The 16,771-nt window shown below is 71.1% G+C and carries 14 protein-coding genes and 1 pseudogene; 7 read left to right on the top strand and 8 right to left on the bottom strand.

Annotated features, from left to right (window positions below):
• The first annotated feature begins 2 nt into the window (after positions 1 to 2).
• Complete coding sequence (locus MCHUDSM44219_RS12980; RefSeq protein ID WP_048418631.1) at positions 3 to 941, top strand: GDP-mannose 4,6-dehydratase; 939 nt, start codon at positions 3 to 5, stop codon at positions 939 to 941.
• Here MCHUDSM44219_RS12980 and MCHUDSM44219_RS12975 read toward each other — a convergent pair.
• From MCHUDSM44219_RS12975 to MCHUDSM44219_RS12955, 5 genes and pseudogenes are all read right to left on the bottom strand, one after another.
• Positions 938 to 1,279 carry a DUF2304 domain-containing protein gene (locus MCHUDSM44219_RS12975; RefSeq protein ID WP_048418630.1) on the bottom strand — a complete coding sequence of 114 codons (342 nt, stop codon included), beginning with the start codon at positions 1,277 to 1,279 and terminating at the stop codon, positions 938 to 940. The two genes, MCHUDSM44219_RS12980 and MCHUDSM44219_RS12975, sit on opposite strands and share 4 nt — an antisense overlap.
• Positions 1,276 to 1,962: a polyprenyl-phospho-N-acetylgalactosaminyl synthase PpgS gene (locus MCHUDSM44219_RS12970; protein WP_048418713.1), complete on the bottom strand. Its 687-nt coding sequence runs from the start codon at positions 1,960 to 1,962 to the stop codon at positions 1,276 to 1,278. The genes MCHUDSM44219_RS12975 and MCHUDSM44219_RS12970 overlap by 4 nt, the downstream gene beginning before the upstream one ends.
• A gap of 33 nt (positions 1,963 to 1,995) precedes the next feature.
• The gene (locus tag MCHUDSM44219_RS12965; protein ID WP_048418712.1) at positions 1,996 to 3,237 is read right to left on the bottom strand and encodes a hypothetical protein; all 1,242 of its coding nucleotides are present in this window, start codon (positions 3,235 to 3,237) and stop codon (positions 1,996 to 1,998) included.
• Positions 3,234 to 4,580 carry a M1 family metallopeptidase gene (locus tag MCHUDSM44219_RS12960; RefSeq protein WP_236695446.1) on the bottom strand — a complete coding sequence of 449 codons (1,347 nt, stop codon included), beginning with the start codon at positions 4,578 to 4,580 and terminating at the stop codon, positions 3,234 to 3,236. Before MCHUDSM44219_RS12960 ends, MCHUDSM44219_RS12965 begins: the two co-directional genes overlap by 4 nt.
• A 118-nt stretch (positions 4,581 to 4,698) precedes the next feature.
• A pseudogene (locus MCHUDSM44219_RS12955) lies at positions 4,699 to 8,475 on the bottom strand (Pls/PosA family non-ribosomal peptide synthetase); the annotation flags it as partial.
• A 226-nt stretch (positions 8,476 to 8,701) separates the two neighbouring features.
• Between MCHUDSM44219_RS12955 and MCHUDSM44219_RS12950 the strand changes: the two are divergent.
• Positions 8,702 to 9,739 carry a TerC family protein gene (locus tag MCHUDSM44219_RS12950; RefSeq protein ID WP_048418628.1) on the top strand — a complete coding sequence of 346 codons (1,038 nt, stop codon included), beginning with the start codon at positions 8,702 to 8,704 and terminating at the stop codon, positions 9,737 to 9,739.
• 68 nt (positions 9,740 to 9,807) lie between these two features.
• Entirely contained in the window at positions 9,808 to 10,209 is a 402-nt protein-coding gene (locus tag MCHUDSM44219_RS12945) for a hypothetical protein (RefSeq protein ID WP_048418627.1), read from the top strand.
• Here the strand turns inward: MCHUDSM44219_RS12945 and MCHUDSM44219_RS12940 are convergent.
• From MCHUDSM44219_RS12940 to MCHUDSM44219_RS12930, 3 genes are all read right to left on the bottom strand, one after another.
• Positions 10,191 to 11,354, bottom strand: a complete 1,164-nt coding sequence (locus tag MCHUDSM44219_RS12940; RefSeq protein ID WP_048418626.1) for a serine hydrolase domain-containing protein — start codon at positions 11,352 to 11,354, stop codon at positions 10,191 to 10,193. The genes MCHUDSM44219_RS12945 and MCHUDSM44219_RS12940 overlap by 19 nt on opposite strands.
• 26 nt (positions 11,355 to 11,380) lie before the next feature.
• Positions 11,381 to 11,902, bottom strand: a complete 522-nt coding sequence (locus tag MCHUDSM44219_RS12935; protein ID WP_048418625.1) for a 2-oxo-4-hydroxy-4-carboxy-5-ureidoimidazoline decarboxylase — start codon at positions 11,900 to 11,902, stop codon at positions 11,381 to 11,383.
• A gap of 267 nt (positions 11,903 to 12,169) precedes the next feature.
• On the bottom strand, positions 12,170 to 12,655 hold the full coding sequence (locus MCHUDSM44219_RS12930; protein WP_048418624.1) for an inorganic diphosphatase: 486 nt from the start codon (positions 12,653 to 12,655) through the stop codon (positions 12,170 to 12,172).
• Between the two features lie 110 nt (positions 12,656 to 12,765).
• Between MCHUDSM44219_RS12930 and dacB the strand changes: the two genes are divergently transcribed.
• Genes dacB through hpt form a run of 4 tightly spaced genes read left to right on the top strand, consistent with a single transcriptional unit; the run spans position 12,766 to position 16,752 of the window.
• A complete protein-coding gene (gene dacB / locus MCHUDSM44219_RS12925; RefSeq protein ID WP_048418623.1) occupies positions 12,766 to 14,136 on the top strand; it encodes a D-alanyl-D-alanine carboxypeptidase/D-alanyl-D-alanine endopeptidase in 1,371 nt (456 codons plus the stop codon).
• Positions 14,133 to 15,206: an Rv3626c family coenzyme F420 biosynthesis-associated protein gene (locus tag MCHUDSM44219_RS12920; RefSeq protein WP_048418711.1), complete on the top strand. Its 1,074-nt coding sequence runs from the start codon at positions 14,133 to 14,135 to the stop codon at positions 15,204 to 15,206. The genes dacB and MCHUDSM44219_RS12920 overlap by 4 nt, the downstream gene beginning before the upstream one ends.
• Entirely contained in the window at positions 15,185 to 16,153 is a 969-nt protein-coding gene (gene tilS / locus MCHUDSM44219_RS12915) for a tRNA lysidine(34) synthetase TilS (protein WP_048418622.1), read from the top strand. The genes MCHUDSM44219_RS12920 and tilS overlap by 22 nt, the downstream gene beginning before the upstream one ends.
• 41 nt (positions 16,154 to 16,194) lie before the next feature.
• Positions 16,195 to 16,752 (top strand): hypoxanthine phosphoribosyltransferase, encoded by a 558-nt coding sequence (gene hpt / locus MCHUDSM44219_RS12910; RefSeq protein ID WP_172506342.1) that lies wholly within the window; start codon positions 16,195 to 16,197, stop codon positions 16,750 to 16,752.
• Positions 16,753 to 16,771 lie beyond the last annotated feature (19 nt).

Here is a 16,771-nt window from a genome sequence, read left to right as displayed (position 1 = left end):
CCGTGCGCACACTGGTCACGGGGGCAGCAGGATTCATCGGGTCGACGCTGGTCGACAGGCTGCTCGCGGACGGGCACCACGTCGTCGGTGTCGACGACCTGAGCTCAGGCCGCAGCGAGAACCTCGGGCAGGCCGAGCGCTCCGACGACTTCGAGTTCGTCAAGGCCGACATCGTCGAGGCCGACCTGGTCGGTCTGCTCGAGGACGTCAAGCCGGAGGTGGTGTTCCATCTCGCCGCGCAGATCTCGGTCAGCCGCTCGGTCACCGAGCCGGTGTTCGATTCCAGCGTCAACGTGGTCGGCACCGTCCGGCTGGCCGAGGCCGCCCGCCGGGCGAACGTCCGCAAGGTGGTGCACACGTCGTCGGGCGGATCGATCTACGGCGTCCCGCCGGCCTATCCCACCGACGAGACCAACCCGCTCGACCCGGCGTCGCCGTACGCGGCCAGCAAGGTGTGCGGCGAGGTGTACTTCGGCATGTTCCGCAACCTCTACGGCCTGGACTGCAGCCACATCGCGCCCGCCAACGTCTACGGTCCGCGCCAGGACCCGCACGGTGAGGCCGGCGTGGTCGCGATCTTCTCCCGCGCGCTGCTGGCCGGCCGGCCGACCAAGATCTTCGGCGACGGCAGCGACACCCGCGACTACGTGTTCGTCGACGACGTCGTCGACGCGTTCGTGCGCGCGTCCGGCGAGGCCGGGGGAGGGCAGCGGTTCAACGTCGGCACCGGTGTGGAAACCTCGACGCGGCAATTGCATTCGGAGATCGCCAAGGCGGCAGGCACACCCGACGAGCCCGAGTTCCATCCGCCGCGCCTCGGCGACGTGCGCCGCTCCTGCCTGGACAACAGCCGCGCCGGTTCGGTGCTGGGTTGGCGGCCCACGGTCGCACTGAGCGACGGGGTGGCCCGGACCGTGGACTACTTCCGGACCAACGGCTAGGACTGCTCGGGCACCTGGGCGTTCTGCAGCGCCACCGCGCGCGCCAGCCGGGTGTACTTGAGCTCGATGTCCTTGAACCGCATGTAGGTCGACAGCGTGGTGAATGCGAACGCGATGATCAGCACGTACTCCAGCAGATCCGTACCGCGGTCCACACCAAGCCAATTCGCGACCACTGTGGTGTCGTCGGGCCGCAGGATCGCGTAGATGCCGGTGATCACGAACAACACGTAGCCGACCTTCACCCACGCTTTGCTGCGGGCGCTGCCGCGGGAGCGCAGCAGGTAGACCAGCAGCACCAGCACCGAGGCGATCAGCAGCACCTGGATCCAGTTCATCGTGTCGTCCTTCTGCGCAGCAGACCGTCGAAGACGATGTTGACGCCGTTGAGCAGCGGCTGGCCCTTCGCCTTCGAGTAGTCGGTGTAGAGGATGTCGACGGGCACTTCGGCCACCCGCCAATGCTTTTCGTGTGCCAGCGCGATGAACTCGCTGGCATGCCCCATGCCGCTGATCGTGAGGTCGAGCTCGTCGGCAACGCGCCGGCCGAACACCCGCAGTCCGTTGTGCGCGTCGGTGAGACCGAGCTCGCGGTTGCGCGGGCTCACCCGCGCCACGGTCTTGAGCACCCACCGCTTCAGCAGCGGCGTCTGCGTGGCGGCGCCGGCGAACCGGGTGCCGACCACGAGATCGACGTCGCCGGCGCGCAGCCGCTCGATCATCGTCACCACGTCGGCCACGCGGTGCTGCCCGTCGGCGTCGAACGTGGCGAACACCTCGGCGCCGGGCCGGCGGCGGGCGTACTCCACGCCGGTCTGGATCGCCGCGCCCTGCCCGAGATTGACCGGATGGGTGACGACGTGCGCGCCGGCCCGCAGGGCCGCGTCCCCGGTGCCGTCCTCGCTGCCGTCGTCTACACAGACGACGTGGGCGAACACCGAGCGCACGTCAGTGATGACGTCGCCGATGACGGTCGCTTCGTGGTAGGCCGGGATGACGACCCACACGTCGCGGTAGCGCATGTCCGAGGTGTCGATGCGCAACAAAGTACACGCTCAGGCGGTCGGAATTCTGGCAAGGGCGGCCAGGTGCACGGCGATGCCGAGCAGGGGTCCGCACAGCAGCGCGACGACCGTGCGCACCTCCAGGTCCAGCGGCAGGGCCAGCAGCAACGCCGAGGCGACCGTCGCCGACATCCACCCGACCGCATAGGCGCGGTGCAGCGCGGCGGCCACGGCGGCCGCCCCGGTGAGCGTCAGCAGCGCGATCGCCACCGCCGCCGCGGTCAGCCAGCCCAGCAGCGCGCCGTCGGCGACGTAGTCGTCGCCGAAACCCTCGCGCAGCAGCCACGGTCCGAACGCGGCGGCCAGCGCCACCCCGACCACGCCCAGCGCCACGACGAAGGCGGCCGGGGTGATCAGCGCCCGGAGCCGGTGCGCGCGCTGGTCGACGAAGTGCGCGATGAGATTGCCCTGCATCGCGGTCAACGGGACCAGCAGCGGGGCTCGGGTCAGCGTGACGGCCAGGATCACCACACCGCCCGCCGCGCCCAGGTCGCCCGAGGTGGCCTTGAGCAGCACCGGGAAACCCATCACCAGCACCGCGCTGGCGCCGGCGGCGGCGATCGAATGGCCCGCGCCGCGCAGGAATGTCACCGTGCCGCCGGGCGTCGACAGCCGCGCCGCCGCGCGGGTGACCGGCGACGCTGCCAGCATCAGCAACCAGCCGATCGAGCCGGCCACGGTCGCCCACAGGTAGCCGCCCAGCCCCCAGCCCAGCAGGAAGCTGCCCGCCGCGACCGCCACGCGCAACAGCGCGTCGGCCACCATCAGCGCCCCGTACTCCGACCACCGGTCCAGCCCGGCGAGCAGCCCTAGCAGCGTGGTGTGCAGGCAGAATCCCGCCAGCCCGGCGGCCAGCAGGATGACGCTGAGCAGGCGGGCGTCGGCGAAGACGTGTCCCGCCCACAGCGGCGAGCTGGCGGCGATCACCACGGCCGCGACGATGCCGACGCCGATCGCGACCCGCACCGGCAGGGTGCGCGGCCCGGCATCATCTCCGGAGACAGCCTGCCGGACCTCGCGGGTGGTTTCCTGCAACAACCCGAACGCAGCGCCGCTGGCCAGCCCGAACGCTCCCCAGAACACGCCGAAGATCGAGAAGCCGGCGGGTTCGAGATCGCGCGCGGCGAGGTAGAGCACCGCGTATCCGCACAGCGCGGACACCGCCGTCGCCGCGCCGACCCGAACGACGCTGCCCCGCGTGACCGCGCCCGGACCCGCCGCGGCGTCGGTCACGACGGGGGGTCCAGCGGCGGGACGTCGGTCGAGTACAGCCACGCCGCCCACAGCGGTCGCAGCGACTCGTCGGCGTAGCGGGCCGCCAGCCCGATGAAGTCGTCGGTCACCACGCTGGCGTGCCGGTAGCGCGTGGTCCACTCTTTGAGCAGCGCGAAGAAGTCCTTGTCGCCCAGCCGTTTGCGCAGCACGTGCAGCGTCAGCGCGCCGCGCTTGTAGACGCGGTCGTCGAACATGTCCCGTGGTCCGGGATCGGCGAGCACCAGATCCTGAGCGGAGCTCTTCAGCCGCTGGTGATAGTGCCGGGCGAGTTCGTCGGCACTGCGTTCCCCGCAGTGTTCCGACCACAGCCATTCCGCGTAGCACGCGAAACCCTCGTGCAGCCAGATGTGGCGCCACCGCTGCACGGTCACCGAGTTGCCGAACCACTGGTGGGCCAGCTCGTGGGCGATCAACCGCTCGGCGCCGCGCTCGCCGTCGCAATGGTTCGCGCCGAAGATCGAAATGCCCTGCGCCTCAAGCGGAATCTCGAGGTCGTCGTCGGTCACCACCACGGTGTAGCCGGACTCGAGCGGATACGGGCCGAACAGCTTGACGAACAGCTTCATCATCTGGCCCTGGCGGCCGAAGTCGTGGTCGATCTCCCGGCGCAGCCGCTCGGGCGCCACGGCGTGGATCTCGACGCCGTTCTTGGCCAGCCGGTGGCGCTCGTACATCCCGATCTGCAGCGTGATCAGGTACGTCGACGTGGGTTCGGGCTGCTCGTAGACCCACGTCGTCATCCCGGCGCGCACCCGACGGTTCAGCAGCTTGCCGTTGGCCAGCGCGAGATACGGACTCTCCGTGCTGATCTGGATGCGGAAGCTGGCCTTGGCGCTCGGATGGTCGTCGCACGGAAACCACGACGACGCCCCGTTGGGCTGCCCGGCGACCAGCACGCCCTCGGTGAGCTCTTCGAAACCCACTTCGCCCCAGAGGGATCGGATCGGACGTGGCGTGCCGCCGTAGCGCACCGCGATGGTCATCGCCGCGCCCGCGGGCAACCGGTCGGCGAGGCTGATGTGCAGCTTCGCCCCCGAGGTGCGGAAGTGCGCCGGCCGCTTGCCGTTCACCGTCACCTTCGAGACCGACAGCGCCGCCGAGAGATCGAGGGTGAAGGTCTGCAGCTCCGCGAGCGTGACCGCGGTGATGGTTGCGGCCCCGGCCAGCCGGTTGATCGCGACCTTGTACTCCAGGTCGAGTTCGTAGCGGGACACCCGGTAGCCGAAGTTGCCGGTGGCGGGCAGGTACGGATCGATGACGGGCGGTGACCCCTTCTTGGCCACCCGTTTGCGGTCTCTCACGCGGCCGCGGGCTTCTTCGTCTTCGGGCCCGGGGCGTCGCCGCGCTTCTTGCGCGAGGGCAGCCACGGCGCGATCGGATTGCCCTGCCAGCGGGTCGAGGCCGGCACCTCGTCGCCANCGCGCCGCGGGAGGCCCGCCTGCCGACCGAGCAGGGCTCGTGGATGTATTCGCACGTCCGGTCCGAGGCGGCGGCGCCTGTGGACGTGATCCGCATGATCCGGTCGTGGAACAGGTGGGTCTGCACCACACATCCGCGGTTGACCGTCGCGCCGTCGCCGAGGGTCACCAGGTCGGCCTCGGGCAGCCAGTACGTCTCACACCACACCCCGCGTCCGATCTTGGCGCCCAGGGCGCGCAGCCACACGTTCATCACCGGGGTACCCGTAGCGGCCCGGGCGAACCACGGCGCCGCGACGGTCTCGACGAACGTATCCGACACCTCGTTGCGCCACACGAACGACGACCACAGCGGGTGTTCGATCGCGGTGATCCGGCCCACCAGAAGCCATTTCGCCAGCACCGCGATCCCGCCGGCCACCGCCCCGGCGGCCAGCAGCACCAGTCCGGTCAGGCATGCGGCGCCCAGCCAGCCGAGCGTCAGCGCCAGGGCCTGCACGGCCAGCAGCACACCGACGCCGATCGCGAACGTGACGACGACGGGCACGAACCGGAACGTCTCGACGGTGGCGCGCAACGCACGCAACCGCGCCGACGGATGGAATGTGCGCAGCGCGTCGGCCGCGGTCGGTTGCCGCCGCAGCCGCATCGGCGGGCTGCCCAGCCACGACGATCCCGCCTTGGCTTTGTGCGGCGTCGCCGACAGCACCGCCACCAGGCCGTCGTCGGGCACCCGGCGGCCCGGCTGGGTGATCCCCGAGTTGCCGAGGAACGCCCGCTTGCCGACCGTCGCGCGCGCCACGTGGATCCAGCCGCCGCCCAGTTCGTAGGAGGCCACCATGGTGTCGTCGGCCAGGAAGGCGCTGTCCTCGACGACGGTGAACTTCGGGATCAGCAGCGCGGTCGAGATCTCGGTGCCCTTGCCGATCCGGGCGCCCAGCAGGCGCAGCCACCACGGCGTCAGCAGACCCGCGTAGATCGGGAACAGGTAGTTGCGGGCGCCGTCCATCAGCCGTTCGGTGGCCCACAGCTGCCAGCCCGACCGGCTGCGGACGGGGTGATAGCCCTCGCGCAGACCCAACGACAGCACGCGCACTCCGAGCACCGTCAGCGCCGCGTACACCACGAGCGCCGCCGCGGTGGCCGGGACGCTCCACAGCAGCGCGGGCAGCACCGCCTCGCCCAGCGTCGCCGTCCCGCGCACACCCCAGCCGACCACGGCCAGCCCCGCCGCCAGCGCCGCCAGTGGCAGCGCGCCCAGGAGCACCGACGTCGCGCCGTACACCGCGACCCAGAACGGGGACCGGGGCGGGCGGTGGTCGGGCCACGGGTGCTTGGCCTTGCCGGACTTCACCGCCGGTGAGCCCTTCCAGTACTGCCGGTTCTTGACCTTCCCGACGACGCCGGAGCCGGGCGCCACGTCGGCGTTCTTGCCGACCACCGCGCCGGGCAGCAGCGTCGTGCGCGCGCCGATGGTGGCGTCGTTGCCGACGGTGATCGGCCCGAGGTGGAACTGGTCCCCGTCGATCCAGTGCCCGGTCAGGTCGACCTCGGGTTCGATGGAGCACCGGTGCCCGAGCGTCAGCATCCCCGTCACCGGCGGCGCGGAATGCAGATCGACCCCCGTGCCCACCGAATTGCCCAGGGCCCGTGCGTAATACACCAGCCACGGCGCACCGGCCATGTTCTCGGCGCCGCTGGCCTCGGCGAGGCGTTCGGCCAGCCACACCCGCAGGTGCACCGAGCCGCCGCGCCGGTAGGTGCCCGGCTGGAGTGTGCCGGCGAGAACGCGGGCGCCCAGCACCGCGATGCCCATCCGGCCGGGAGGCGTGACGAACAGCAGGAACCCGGCGAGGATCCACCACCAGCTGAGCGGCCACGCCCACGGCACCAGGGCCAGTTGGGCGGCGACGTTGTTCGCGATCGCCAGCCACACCACCCACTGCATGCCGGTCAGCGTCGCCAACGGCACGGTCAGCGCCACCTGCACCGCCTGGGTCAGGCGCGAGACCGGCTTGACCTCCCGGGTCTCGACGGCCGGCGGCGGTTCGAGTTCCTCGAGGTAGCCGGCCAGCGAGCCGAGCCGCGGATGGTCGTACAGGTCGGCGACCGTCACCTGCGGGTAGCGCTGCCGCAGCGCGGCGATCAGCTGGGCCGCCGACAGCGAGCCGCCGCCGAGGGCGAAGAAGTCGGCTTCCGGACCGTCGATCTGCGCGGCCAGCACCTCACGCCACAGCCCGGCCAGCCAGCCCAGCGTGCCGCCGAGGTCGGCGGCGTCATCCTCTGCCGGGCCCACAGGCCACGGCAGCGCGTCGCGGTCCACCTTGCCCGACGTGCGGGTCGGCAGCTCGTCGACGACGACCAGCCGCGGCACCAGCGCCGCGGGCAGCGACTCGGCCAGCCGGGACCGGGCCGCGTGCAGATCGAAGGCGGCCCCGGGTGCGACCACGACGTAGCCGACCAGCAGCGGCGTTCCGCCGGCCGTGCGGCGCACCGCGGCGGCGCCCCCGCTCACCCCGGGCAGGTGGACCAGCGCGGTGTCCACCTCGCCCAGCTCGATCCGCCGGCCGCCGACCTTCACCTGGTCGTCGGCCCGCCCGACGAAGTACAGCCCGTCGGATTCCAGCCGCACCAGGTCGCCGCTGCGGTAGGCGCGGCTCCACGCGAGTGTCGGCATCGCCGCGTACTTCTCGGCGTCCTTCTCGGGGTCGAGGTAGCGCGCCAGCCCGACCCCGCCGATGACGAGCTCGCCGACCTCGCCGATCTGCACCGGGTTGCCCGCGGCGTCGACGACCGCGAGGTCCCATCCGGCCAGCGGCAGCCCGATGCTCACCGGGCCGTTCCCGGTCAGCCGGGCCGCGCACGCCACCACCGTCGCCTCGGTCGGGCCGTAGGTGTTCCAGACCTCGCGGCCGTCGACCGCGAGCCGCTCGGCCAGCTCCGGCGGGCACGCCTCGCCGCCGAAGATCAGCAGACGCACCGCCTCCAGCGCCTCGGCCGGCCACAGCGACGCCAGCGTCGGCACCGTCGACACCACGGTGATGTCGCGCGACACCAGCCACGGCCCCAGGTCCATGCCGCTGCGCACCAGCGACCGCGGCGCCGGCACCAGGCAGGCGCCGTGCCGCCAGGCCAGCCACATCTCCTCGCACGACGCGTCGAACGCCACCGACAGTCCGGCCAGCACCCGGTCTCCCGGCCCGAGCGGATTGCCCTGCAGGAACATCTCGGCCTCGGCGTCGACGAACGCCGCCGCGTTGCGGTGGGTGACCGCGACCCCCTTCGGGGTGCCGGTCGAGCCCGACGTGAAGATGACCCACGCGTCGTCGCGGCTCAGGGGGGCCGTCGCGCGCCAGCCGCGCGAGGAGCCGGGCCCGCGGACCAGCCCGCGCTCGGTGATCACGGCGACGACGTCGGCCTCGGTGAACACCAGCTCGGCGCGCTCGGGCGGGTCGTCGGCGTCGACCGGCACGTACGCCGCACCGGTGGCCAGCGTCGCCAGGATCGCGACGTAGAGCGCGTAGCTGCCCGACGGCATCCGGATCCCGATGCGGTCCCCGCGGCCGATCCCGCGCGCCGCGAGCCAGGCCACGCTGTCCTCGACATCGGCGATCAGCTCGGCGTACGTGAGCTGCACGGTGCCGTCGTCCAGCGCCGTCGCATCGGGGTAGCGCCGCGCGGTCTCGTAGAGGATGTCGATCAGCGTGCGTGGCTGCGGAGCCAGGGACGACAGCAGGTATTGACCGGGGATCTCGGAGGTTGGATCCGCTGCTGTCACGGGTACAAACTACTCACTGCGCGAAGCCGCTTCTCGCCGTCGGGTGGCCTTCGATTTCGCGTGTCGGCGGCCCGACTGGCAGAATGACCGGCTTGGAGGGGAGTATTCCTTCGCCACAGCGTCGTCATCACGTCGTCCGTGACCGGACGACCGGTGCTGTGGGCCGACCACCGGTGACGGAGGCGGTGGAAGAGACCTCCGGCGTTGAACGACGACCGGAGGTTTGATGAACGTCAGTGCACTCGAGTGGGGCATCACGCTCAGCGCGACCATCGCGATCCTGCTCTTCGATGTGATCGTGATCGGGCGCCGCCCCCACGAGCCGTCCCGCCGCGAGACGGGAACCGCGCTGACCATCTACGTCGGCCTGGCCATCGCATTCGGGGTGTGGACCTGGTTCTTCCACGGCAGCCAGTTCGGCGTCGAGTTCTTCGCCGGCTGGCTCACCGAATACAGCCTGTCGGTCGACAACCTGTTCATCTTCTTGATCATCATGGCCAGCTTCAAGGTGCCGCGGGTCTACCAGCAGCAGGCGCTGCTCGTCGGCATCATCCTGGCGCTGATCTTCCGCGGCATCTTCATCGCGCTCGGCGCGGTGGCCATCGAGCAGTTCAGCTGGGTGTTCTACCTGTTCGGCGCGTTCCTGGTGTACACCGCGCTGAAGCTGGTCCGCGACACCGACCACGACGACGACGCCGAGAACGGCGTGGTGCGATTCGCGCAGAAGCACCTCAAGTTCACCGACACCTGGGACGGCCTGAAGCTGTGGGTTAAGGATCACTCGGCGAACGGCGCCGGAAGATTGATGACGCCGATGTTCCTGGTCATCGTCGCGCTGGGCACCACCGACCTGCTGTTCGCGCTCGACTCGATCCCCGCGATCTACGGCCTGACCCGCGAGCCCTACCTGGTGTTCGCCGCCAACGTGTTCGCGCTGATGGGCCTGCGGCAGCTGTACTTCCTGCTCGGCGACCTGCTCAAGCGGCTGGTCTACCTGTCGCAGGGGTTGGCGTTCATCCTCGGCTTCATCGGTGTGAAGCTGCTGCTGCACGCGCTGCACGAGAACGAACTGCCGTTCATCAACGGCGGCGAGCCCGTGCCGGTGCCGGAGATCCCGACGCTGGCCTCGCTGGGCGTCATCGTGGTGACGCTGTTGATCACGACGGCGGCGAGCCTGTACAAGACGCGGGTGCACGACGTGCGCAAGGCCGAGGACGAGGCGCAGCAGGAGAACCCCGACCCGGCGGCCGACACGACGCGCTGAGACATTCCGTTGTGCTCGCGCTGATCGCAACGGGTGCCGCGGGTATCGGGACTGGCTAGCGTGGCCGGGTGCGGCTTTTCCTCTCCGACGACGCGGGTGTGCGCGAGCTCACCGACGGCCACCAGCCGATCATCCGGGTGGCGGCGCCCGACCTGCAGCGCGCGCGACGGGTCCGGGCCCGCATCCGGTCGGGTCCGGAGGACCTCGCGGTGATCCTGGACGTGACCGTCGCCGTCGCGGGCGACTTCCGATCTGCGCGCAGCGCGTTCGACGCCGGCGACAGCGCCGATGACACGATCCGCTACGCCGGGACCGTCGACGGACTGGTGGGCCTCCTCGGGGACATCGAGTCGGCCGGCGTGGCGGACGGCGTGACGCTGATCGCGGCGTCGGACCGTCAGGATCTCGGCCGAATCGGGCGTGACGTGCTGCGCGGGCTTGCGTCCCGCGATCAGGCCCGCGCGTCCTGAAGCGCCTCGCCGATCAGCCGTGCGTACCGCTGTGAGCGGGCGGTGCCCGTCGTGCCCTGCCCCATCTTGTTCATGACGTAGGCGAACGTCGCCCGCCGGTCGAGGTCCATCACCACCAGCGAGCCGCCCCAGCCGCCCCACCAGCAGACCCGGCCGGCGGGCACCGCACGGACACTCTCCGGGGTGGACAGCCCGAAGCCGATGCCGAAGCGCAGCGGCACACCGAGCACCAGGTCGGTGCCGTGAGACTGCTCGGCGAAGATCAGGTCGACGGTGCCGGGGGACAGCAGGCGCTTGCCGTCGACGCCGCCGCCCAGGGAGATCGGCCGCAGCGCGTTGACGAGGCCGCGCGCGTTGCCGTGCCCGTTGGCGCCGCCGATGTCGGCCTGCCGCCACCGCGTGGTCTCGGCGATCGCGACGCCGTAGGCGCCGGGCGGGAAGGCCGCGAACGTCTGGACCGCGGGGTGATCCGCGGGGAGCCGGTCGAGCCCGCGGTCGCGCGGCGGCGGCGCGACCATCTGCGCGATCCGCGGCTCGTCGGCCTCGCGCGCCCCGATCTGGACGTCGGCGCCCAGCGGGCCCGCGATCTCGTCGCGCACGAAGTCCTTCAGCGTGACACCGGTGATCCGGCGGACGAGCTCGCCGACCAGGTGGCCGTAGTTCATCGCGTGGTAGCCCGACGCGGTGCCCGGCGGCCACCACGGCGCCTGGTTGGCCAGATGGGCCGTCGCTCCGTCCCAGTCGTAGATCTGCTCGACGTCGAAGGGCACCTGCCACCCCGACACCCCGGAGGTGTGGGAGAGCAGGTGGCGCACCTCGATCGCGTCCTTGCCGTGGGCGGCGAACTCCGGCCAGTACGACGCGACGGGGGCGAACGGGTCGAGCGCGCCGCGGTCGACGAGGATCAGCGCCGCCAGCGCGGTCAGCGTCTTCGTGCACGACCAGAAGTTGACGATCGTATCCTGTTGCCAGGGGCGGGTTTTCGCGCGATCTGCGTGACCGCCCCACAGGTCGGCGACGAGCTCGCCGTCGATGTCGACCGCGATCGAGGCGCCGAGCTCCTCACCGGTGGCGAGCTCGCCGGCCAGCGCCTCGGCGAGACGATCGAACCGCCGGTCCCAGCGACCCTGCACGGCTCCAGTCATGGGCCGAGCCTAGGCGGTCCTTGTTGTCACCAGTTGTCGTAGCCGCCCTCCGGGCCGAGCATGCGTTCGAGCCTCGTGCGATTGATCCGGGCGAGTTCGTTGCGCACGATCTTGCGTTCGGTCTCGTAGTCATTGAACATCCGGTCGCGCATCGTGGCGAGCACGTCGTCGGCACGGTAGCCGTTGACGAACATCACGAAGCCGAACCCGAAATGGTCGAGGTAGGCCTTGGACGCGGCGGCCAGTTCGGCCATCATCTCCGGGCGCTCGTCGCTGATCGCGCACTGCTCGGCCTTGCACTTCTCGCTGCCCGGGCGCCGCCCCACGTCCGGGTACGCCTGCAGGATCGAGTCGATCGAATCCTCGGCGAGGGCGAACAGCAGCGAGTCGGCGCAGCGAAACAGCTGGTCGTGATTGTCGAACGGGCGTTGCCGGGCCAGGTCGGCGGCCAGCGGGACGCTGTAGCAGCATTCGTAGACCGCATGCACGGCGCGGCGCATCGGCATCGTATTGAATGCCTCAAGCCCGATCCCCTGATGCAGCAGCACACCGCCATGATCGAACCTTCAGGGAACGCGGGCGTTACGCCGTGTTACGGCCACGCTAATTCCTCCGCCTGCTCTCCACTGCGGGCCGCCCCTGACCCCAGCAGTCACACCTCGCGACGTTCTGCACCGGTCCACTCGCACGATGCGTGCAGAACGTGCATCGGTGAGGCTGCTGTGACTTCGGTGCGGCCCAGTCTGACGAGATCCACGTTTTCCGGCGATCCACTCGCATTTCTCCTGCGAAAGGTGGATCTCACCGGGGGGGAACTAGTGCCCCTCGGTCTTGAACCTCTCGACCGACCGGTTCACCTCGGCCTCGGCCTCCTCGCGGCCCACCCAGTCGGCGGCCTTGACGAACTTGCCCGGCTCGAGGTCCTTGTAGTGCACGAAGAAGTGCTTGATCGCGTCGAGCTCGAAGTCCGACACGTCGCCGATGTCCTGGATGTGGTCCCATCGCGGATCGGCGAGCACGCACAGCACCTTGTCGTCGCCGCCCTTCTCGTCGGTCATACGGAACATGCCGACCGGGCGCGCCTCGACGATGCAGCCGGGGAACACCGGCTCGGGCAGCAGCACCAGCGCGTCCAGCGGATCGCCGTCCTCGCCGAGGGTGTCCTCGATGTAGCCGTAGTCCGTCGGGTAGCCGAACGCGGTGAACAGGTAGCGGTCCAGTTTGACCTTGCCGCTGTCGTGGTCCACCTCGTACTTGTTGCGTGAACCCTTCGGGATCTCGATGAGAACGTCGAACTGCACCGGGAGGCTCCTTCGCGTGACGGGCGATCTACAGGCCGGAATCACCTTAATCGGGAGCGATACCCTGCTGTAGCGGGGTGGCTTTCGACCGATCGAGGGACAGGGGAAGTATGCGGCCCACTCGATGGCGGCGATCCACCTATGTGGTGGTGGGGGCAGTGGTCGCTGTGCTGGTGGTGGTCGTCGTGGCCGCGGCCGCGCTGCTGGTCGGCCGGCAGACCTCCGAGGCCGTGGCCGTCAAGCCCGCGCCCGCGCCGGCCACCGCCGATCCGGGCGTGGTCCCGGTGCCCGACACCGCGGACGCGCCGACGCCCGCGGGGCTCGCGGCGGTGCTCCGGCCGGTGCTGGCCGACCCGAACCTCGGCCTGTTCACCGGACGCATCACCGACGCGATGACCGGCGACGAGCTGTGGGCCCAGGGCGCGCACGTGCCGATGCAGCCCGCCTCGACCAACAAGCTGCTGACCACCGCCGCGGCACTGCTGACACTGGACCGGGACGCCCGGCTGACCACGCGCGTGGTGAGCACCTCGCCCGGCGTCGTGGTGCTCGTCGGCGGTGGTGACCCGACCCTGTCGGCCGCCCCGCGCGGCGTCGACACCTGGTACCGCGACGCCGCCCGCATCGTCGACCTCGCGGATCAGGTGCGCCGCAGCGGAGTCTCGGTCAGGACCGTGCAGGTCGACGTCAGCGCCTACAGTGGCCCCACCATGGCGCCCGGCTGGGATCCGCTCGACATCGACGGCGGCGACATCGCGCCGATGGAGGCGGTGATGCTCGACGGCGGCCGCACCCAGCCCGTCACCGTGGAATCGCGGCGGTCCCGCACCCCGGCGCTCGACGCCGGCCGCGCGCTGGCCGTCGCGCTCGGGGCGAACCCGGCGACGGTGACGGTGCTGCCGTCCGCGGCCCGGGGCAAGGAGATCGCCTCGGTGCAGTCACCGCCGCTGATCCAGCGGCTGCGCGACATGATGAACGCTTCGGACAACGTGATGGCCGAGTCGACCGGCCGCGAGGTCGCCGCGGAGGCGGGCCGCCCGCAGAGCTTCGCCGGTGCGGCCGGCGCCGTGCTCGGCGCGCTGGACGACGCGGGCATTGACACCGGCGCGGCGCATCTGCTCGATTCCAGCGGGCTGTCGGCCGACGACCGGCTGACCGCCGAGACCCTCGACGAGGTGGTGGGCGCCGCAGTCGGCGACGACCATCCCCGGTTGCGTCCGCTGGTCGACCTGCTGCCGATCGCCGGGGGCAGCGGCACGCTGTCCAACCGCTACTTGGACGCCGCCGGGCGCGACGCCGCGGGGTATCTGCGCGCCAAGACCGGATCGCTGACCGCCACCAATTCGCTGGCGGGTATCGTCACCGACTCCAGCGGCCGCGTGCTGACGTTCGCGCTGCTGTCCAACCAGGCCGGGCCGAGCGGGCGCACCGCACTCGACGCCTTCGCCGCGACATTGCGGACGTGTGGGTGCCGAACATGAATCAGCGTGGCGGGCATGGCTTCTCGGTGGGCAACGCGGTGGACTGGAACCTGGCCGCCTCATTCGGGGGCAAGCTGGCCCGCCCCGAGCCGCCGGCCACGGACTACACCCGCACCCAGGCGGTGACCCAGCTGGCCGAGTCGGCGCGCGCGGCGGAGATCCCGGTGCGCGAGGTGACCGGCCTCGCCGAGGGCGAGGGCATCCCGGAGGCGCGCGTCGTCAACCGGCCGGACTGGATCCGCGCCGCCGCGCACTCGATGCGGGTGATGACGGGCGGGCACGACGCGGCGGTCAAGCCGCGTGCCATCAGCGGACGCATCGCCGGCGTGCAGACCGGTGCGGTGCTGGCGTTCGTGTCGTCGGGGATCCTGGGGCAGTACGACCCCTTCGGTGACGGTGACGGTGACGGCGGCGGTGAGCTGCTCCTGGTGTATCCCAACGTGATCGCCGTGGAGCGGCAGCTGCGGGTGAACCCCGCCGACTTCCGGATGTGGGTGTGTCTGCACGAGGTCACCCACCGCGTGCAGTTCCGCGCCAACCCGTGGCTGGCCGGGCACATGTCCGGCGCGCTCGCGGTGCTCACCGAGGAGAGCGCCGAGGACATGACCAAGGTCGTCGGTCGGCTCGCCGAGTACGTGCGCGATCGGCGATCCAATACCGAAGAGGCGGAACCGAATTCGGCTGGCATCCTGGGGTTGGTGCGGGCTGTGCAGTCGGATGCGCAACGCGAGGCGCTCGACCGGCTGCTGGTGCTCGGCACGCTGCTCGAAGGTCACGCCGACCACGTGATGGACGCGGTCGGTCCTGCGGTGGTGCCGTCGGTCGCGACGATCCGGCGGCGGTTCGACCAGCGCAGGCACCGCAAGCAGCCGCCACTGCAGCGGCTGCTGCGCGCGCTGCTCGGCATCGACGCGAAGATGGACCAGTACACCCGCGGCAAGAAGTTCGTCGACCACGTCGTGTCCGCGGTCGGCATGGAGCGGTTCAACGCCGTCTGGACCAACGCCGAGACCCTGCCGCTGCCACCGGAAATCGACGAGCCGCAGCGATGGATCGACCGGGTGCTGTAGCGCAGCTGCGCGCGGCGCTCACCCGGTTCGCCGGGGAGCGCGCGGTCGACGGCGAGCGCTGGTGCGTCGCGCTGTCCGGCGGCCCGGACTCGTTGGCGCTGACCGCGGTCGCCGCCGCGCTGAGGCCGACGACGGCGCTGATCGTCGACCACCGCCTGCAGGCCGACTCGCGCACGGTCGCCGAGAACGCACGCGAGCAGGCGCTGGCGTTGGGATGCGTTGCGGTGCAAGTTCTCTGCGTGGACGTCGGCACCGAGGGCGGGCCGGAGGCGGCGGCCCGGACGGCACGGTACGCCGCGCTCGACCAGGCCCGGGCGGGCACCCCGGTGCTGCTGGGGCACACGCTCGACGACCAGGCCGAGACGGTGCTGCTCGGCCTGGGCCGCGGATCGGGGGCCCGCTCGATCGCGGGGATGCGGCCGCACGATCCGCCGTGGTGCCGGCCGCTGCTGGGGGTGCGGCGCAGCGTCACCCACGCGGCGTGCGACGAGTTGGCGCTGACACCGTGGCGCGACCCGCACAACACCGACCCGCGCTACACCCGGGTGCGGCTGCGCAGCGAGGTGCTGCCCCTGCTCGACGACGTCCTCGGCGGTGGGGTCGCCGAGGCGCTGGCCCGCACCGCGACCGCGCTGCGTGAGGACAACGACGCGCTCGACGGCCTCGCGGGCGACCTCACCTCCGGCCTGGAACCCGGTGCCGAGCTGCCGGTCGCGTCGCTCACCGCGCTGCCGGGCGCGCTGCGGCGTCGGGTGATCCGGAGCTGGCTGCTGGCCGGCGGCGCCGCCGGCCTGACCGACGGGCAGATCCGGGCGGTCGACGCACTGGTCACCGCGTGGCGCGGGCAGGGCGGAGTGGCCGTGCCGAGCCCGGTGCCGCGGCAGCGGTTGTTCGCGGGCCGGCGCGGCGGTGCGCTGACGCTCTACCGCGAGCCGGTGGCCGACTGAGCACCGCTACGCTCTAGGGCGTGCCTGCGCATGCTGCGGAAATGTATCCCGGCGACATCAAGTCGGTGTTGCTGTCCGAGGAGCAGATCCGCTCCAAGACCGCCGAACTCGCAGAGCTGATCGCCGCCGACTACCCGACGCCCGGCGCGGGTGGGCAGGACCTGCTGCTGATCACCGTGCTCAAGGGCGCGGTCATGTTCGTCACGGACCTGGCCCGGGCCATCCCGCTGCCCACCCAGCTCGAGTTCATGGCAGTCAGCTCCTACGGCTCGTCGACGTCGTCGTCGGGGGTGGTGCGCATCCTCAAGGACCTCGACCGCGACATCAACGACCGCGACGTGCTGATCGTCGAGGACATCGTCGACTCCGGGCTGACGCTGTCGTGGCTGCTGCGCAACCTCGCGACGCGCCACCCCCGCTCGCTGCGGGTGTGCACCCTGCTGCGCAAGCCCGACGCGGTGCGCGCGGACGTCGAGATCGAGTACGTCGGCTTCGACATCCCCAACGAGTTCGTCGTCGGCTACGGCCTGGACTACGCGGAGCGCTACCGGGACCTGCCCTACATCGGCACGCTGGACCCGAAGGTCTACGAAGACTGACTCCCATCGCCCAACCCAC

Source organism: Mycolicibacterium chubuense, from assembly GCF_001044255.1.
Classification (GTDB): Bacteria; Actinomycetota; Actinomycetes; order Mycobacteriales; family Mycobacteriaceae; genus Mycobacterium; species Mycobacterium chubuense.
Note: the sequence above shows the minus strand (reverse complement) of the source record. Positions and strands in the feature narration are given on the sequence as shown.

What these genes read in the sequence shown, in the direction of transcription:
- MCHUDSM44219_RS12940 (WP_048418626.1), bottom strand. Translation starts at nt 11,354, where the DNA reads ATGACTGGAGCCGTGCAGGGTCGCTGGGACCGGCGGTTCGATCGTCTC.
- MCHUDSM44219_RS12975 (WP_048418630.1), bottom strand. Translation starts at nt 1,279, where the DNA reads ATGAACTGGATCCAGGTGCTGCTGATCGCCTCGGTGCTGGTGCTGCTG.
- MCHUDSM44219_RS12920 (WP_048418711.1), top strand. Translation starts at nt 14,133, where the DNA reads ATGAATCAGCGTGGCGGGCATGGCTTCTCGGTGGGCAACGCGGTGGAC.
- MCHUDSM44219_RS12950 (WP_048418628.1), top strand. Translation starts at nt 8,702, where the DNA reads ATGAACGTCAGTGCACTCGAGTGGGGCATCACGCTCAGCGCGACCATC.
- tilS (WP_048418622.1), top strand. Translation starts at nt 15,185, where the DNA reads ATGGATCGACCGGGTGCTGTAGCGCAGCTGCGCGCGGCGCTCACCCGG.
- dacB (WP_048418623.1), top strand. Translation starts at nt 12,766, where the DNA reads ATGCGGCCCACTCGATGGCGGCGATCCACCTATGTGGTGGTGGGGGCA.
- MCHUDSM44219_RS12970 (WP_048418713.1), bottom strand. Translation starts at nt 1,962, where the DNA reads ATGCGCTACCGCGACGTGTGGGTCGTCATCCCGGCCTACCACGAAGCG.
- hpt (WP_172506342.1), top strand. Translation starts at nt 16,195, where the DNA reads ATGTATCCCGGCGACATCAAGTCGGTGTTGCTGTCCGAGGAGCAGATC.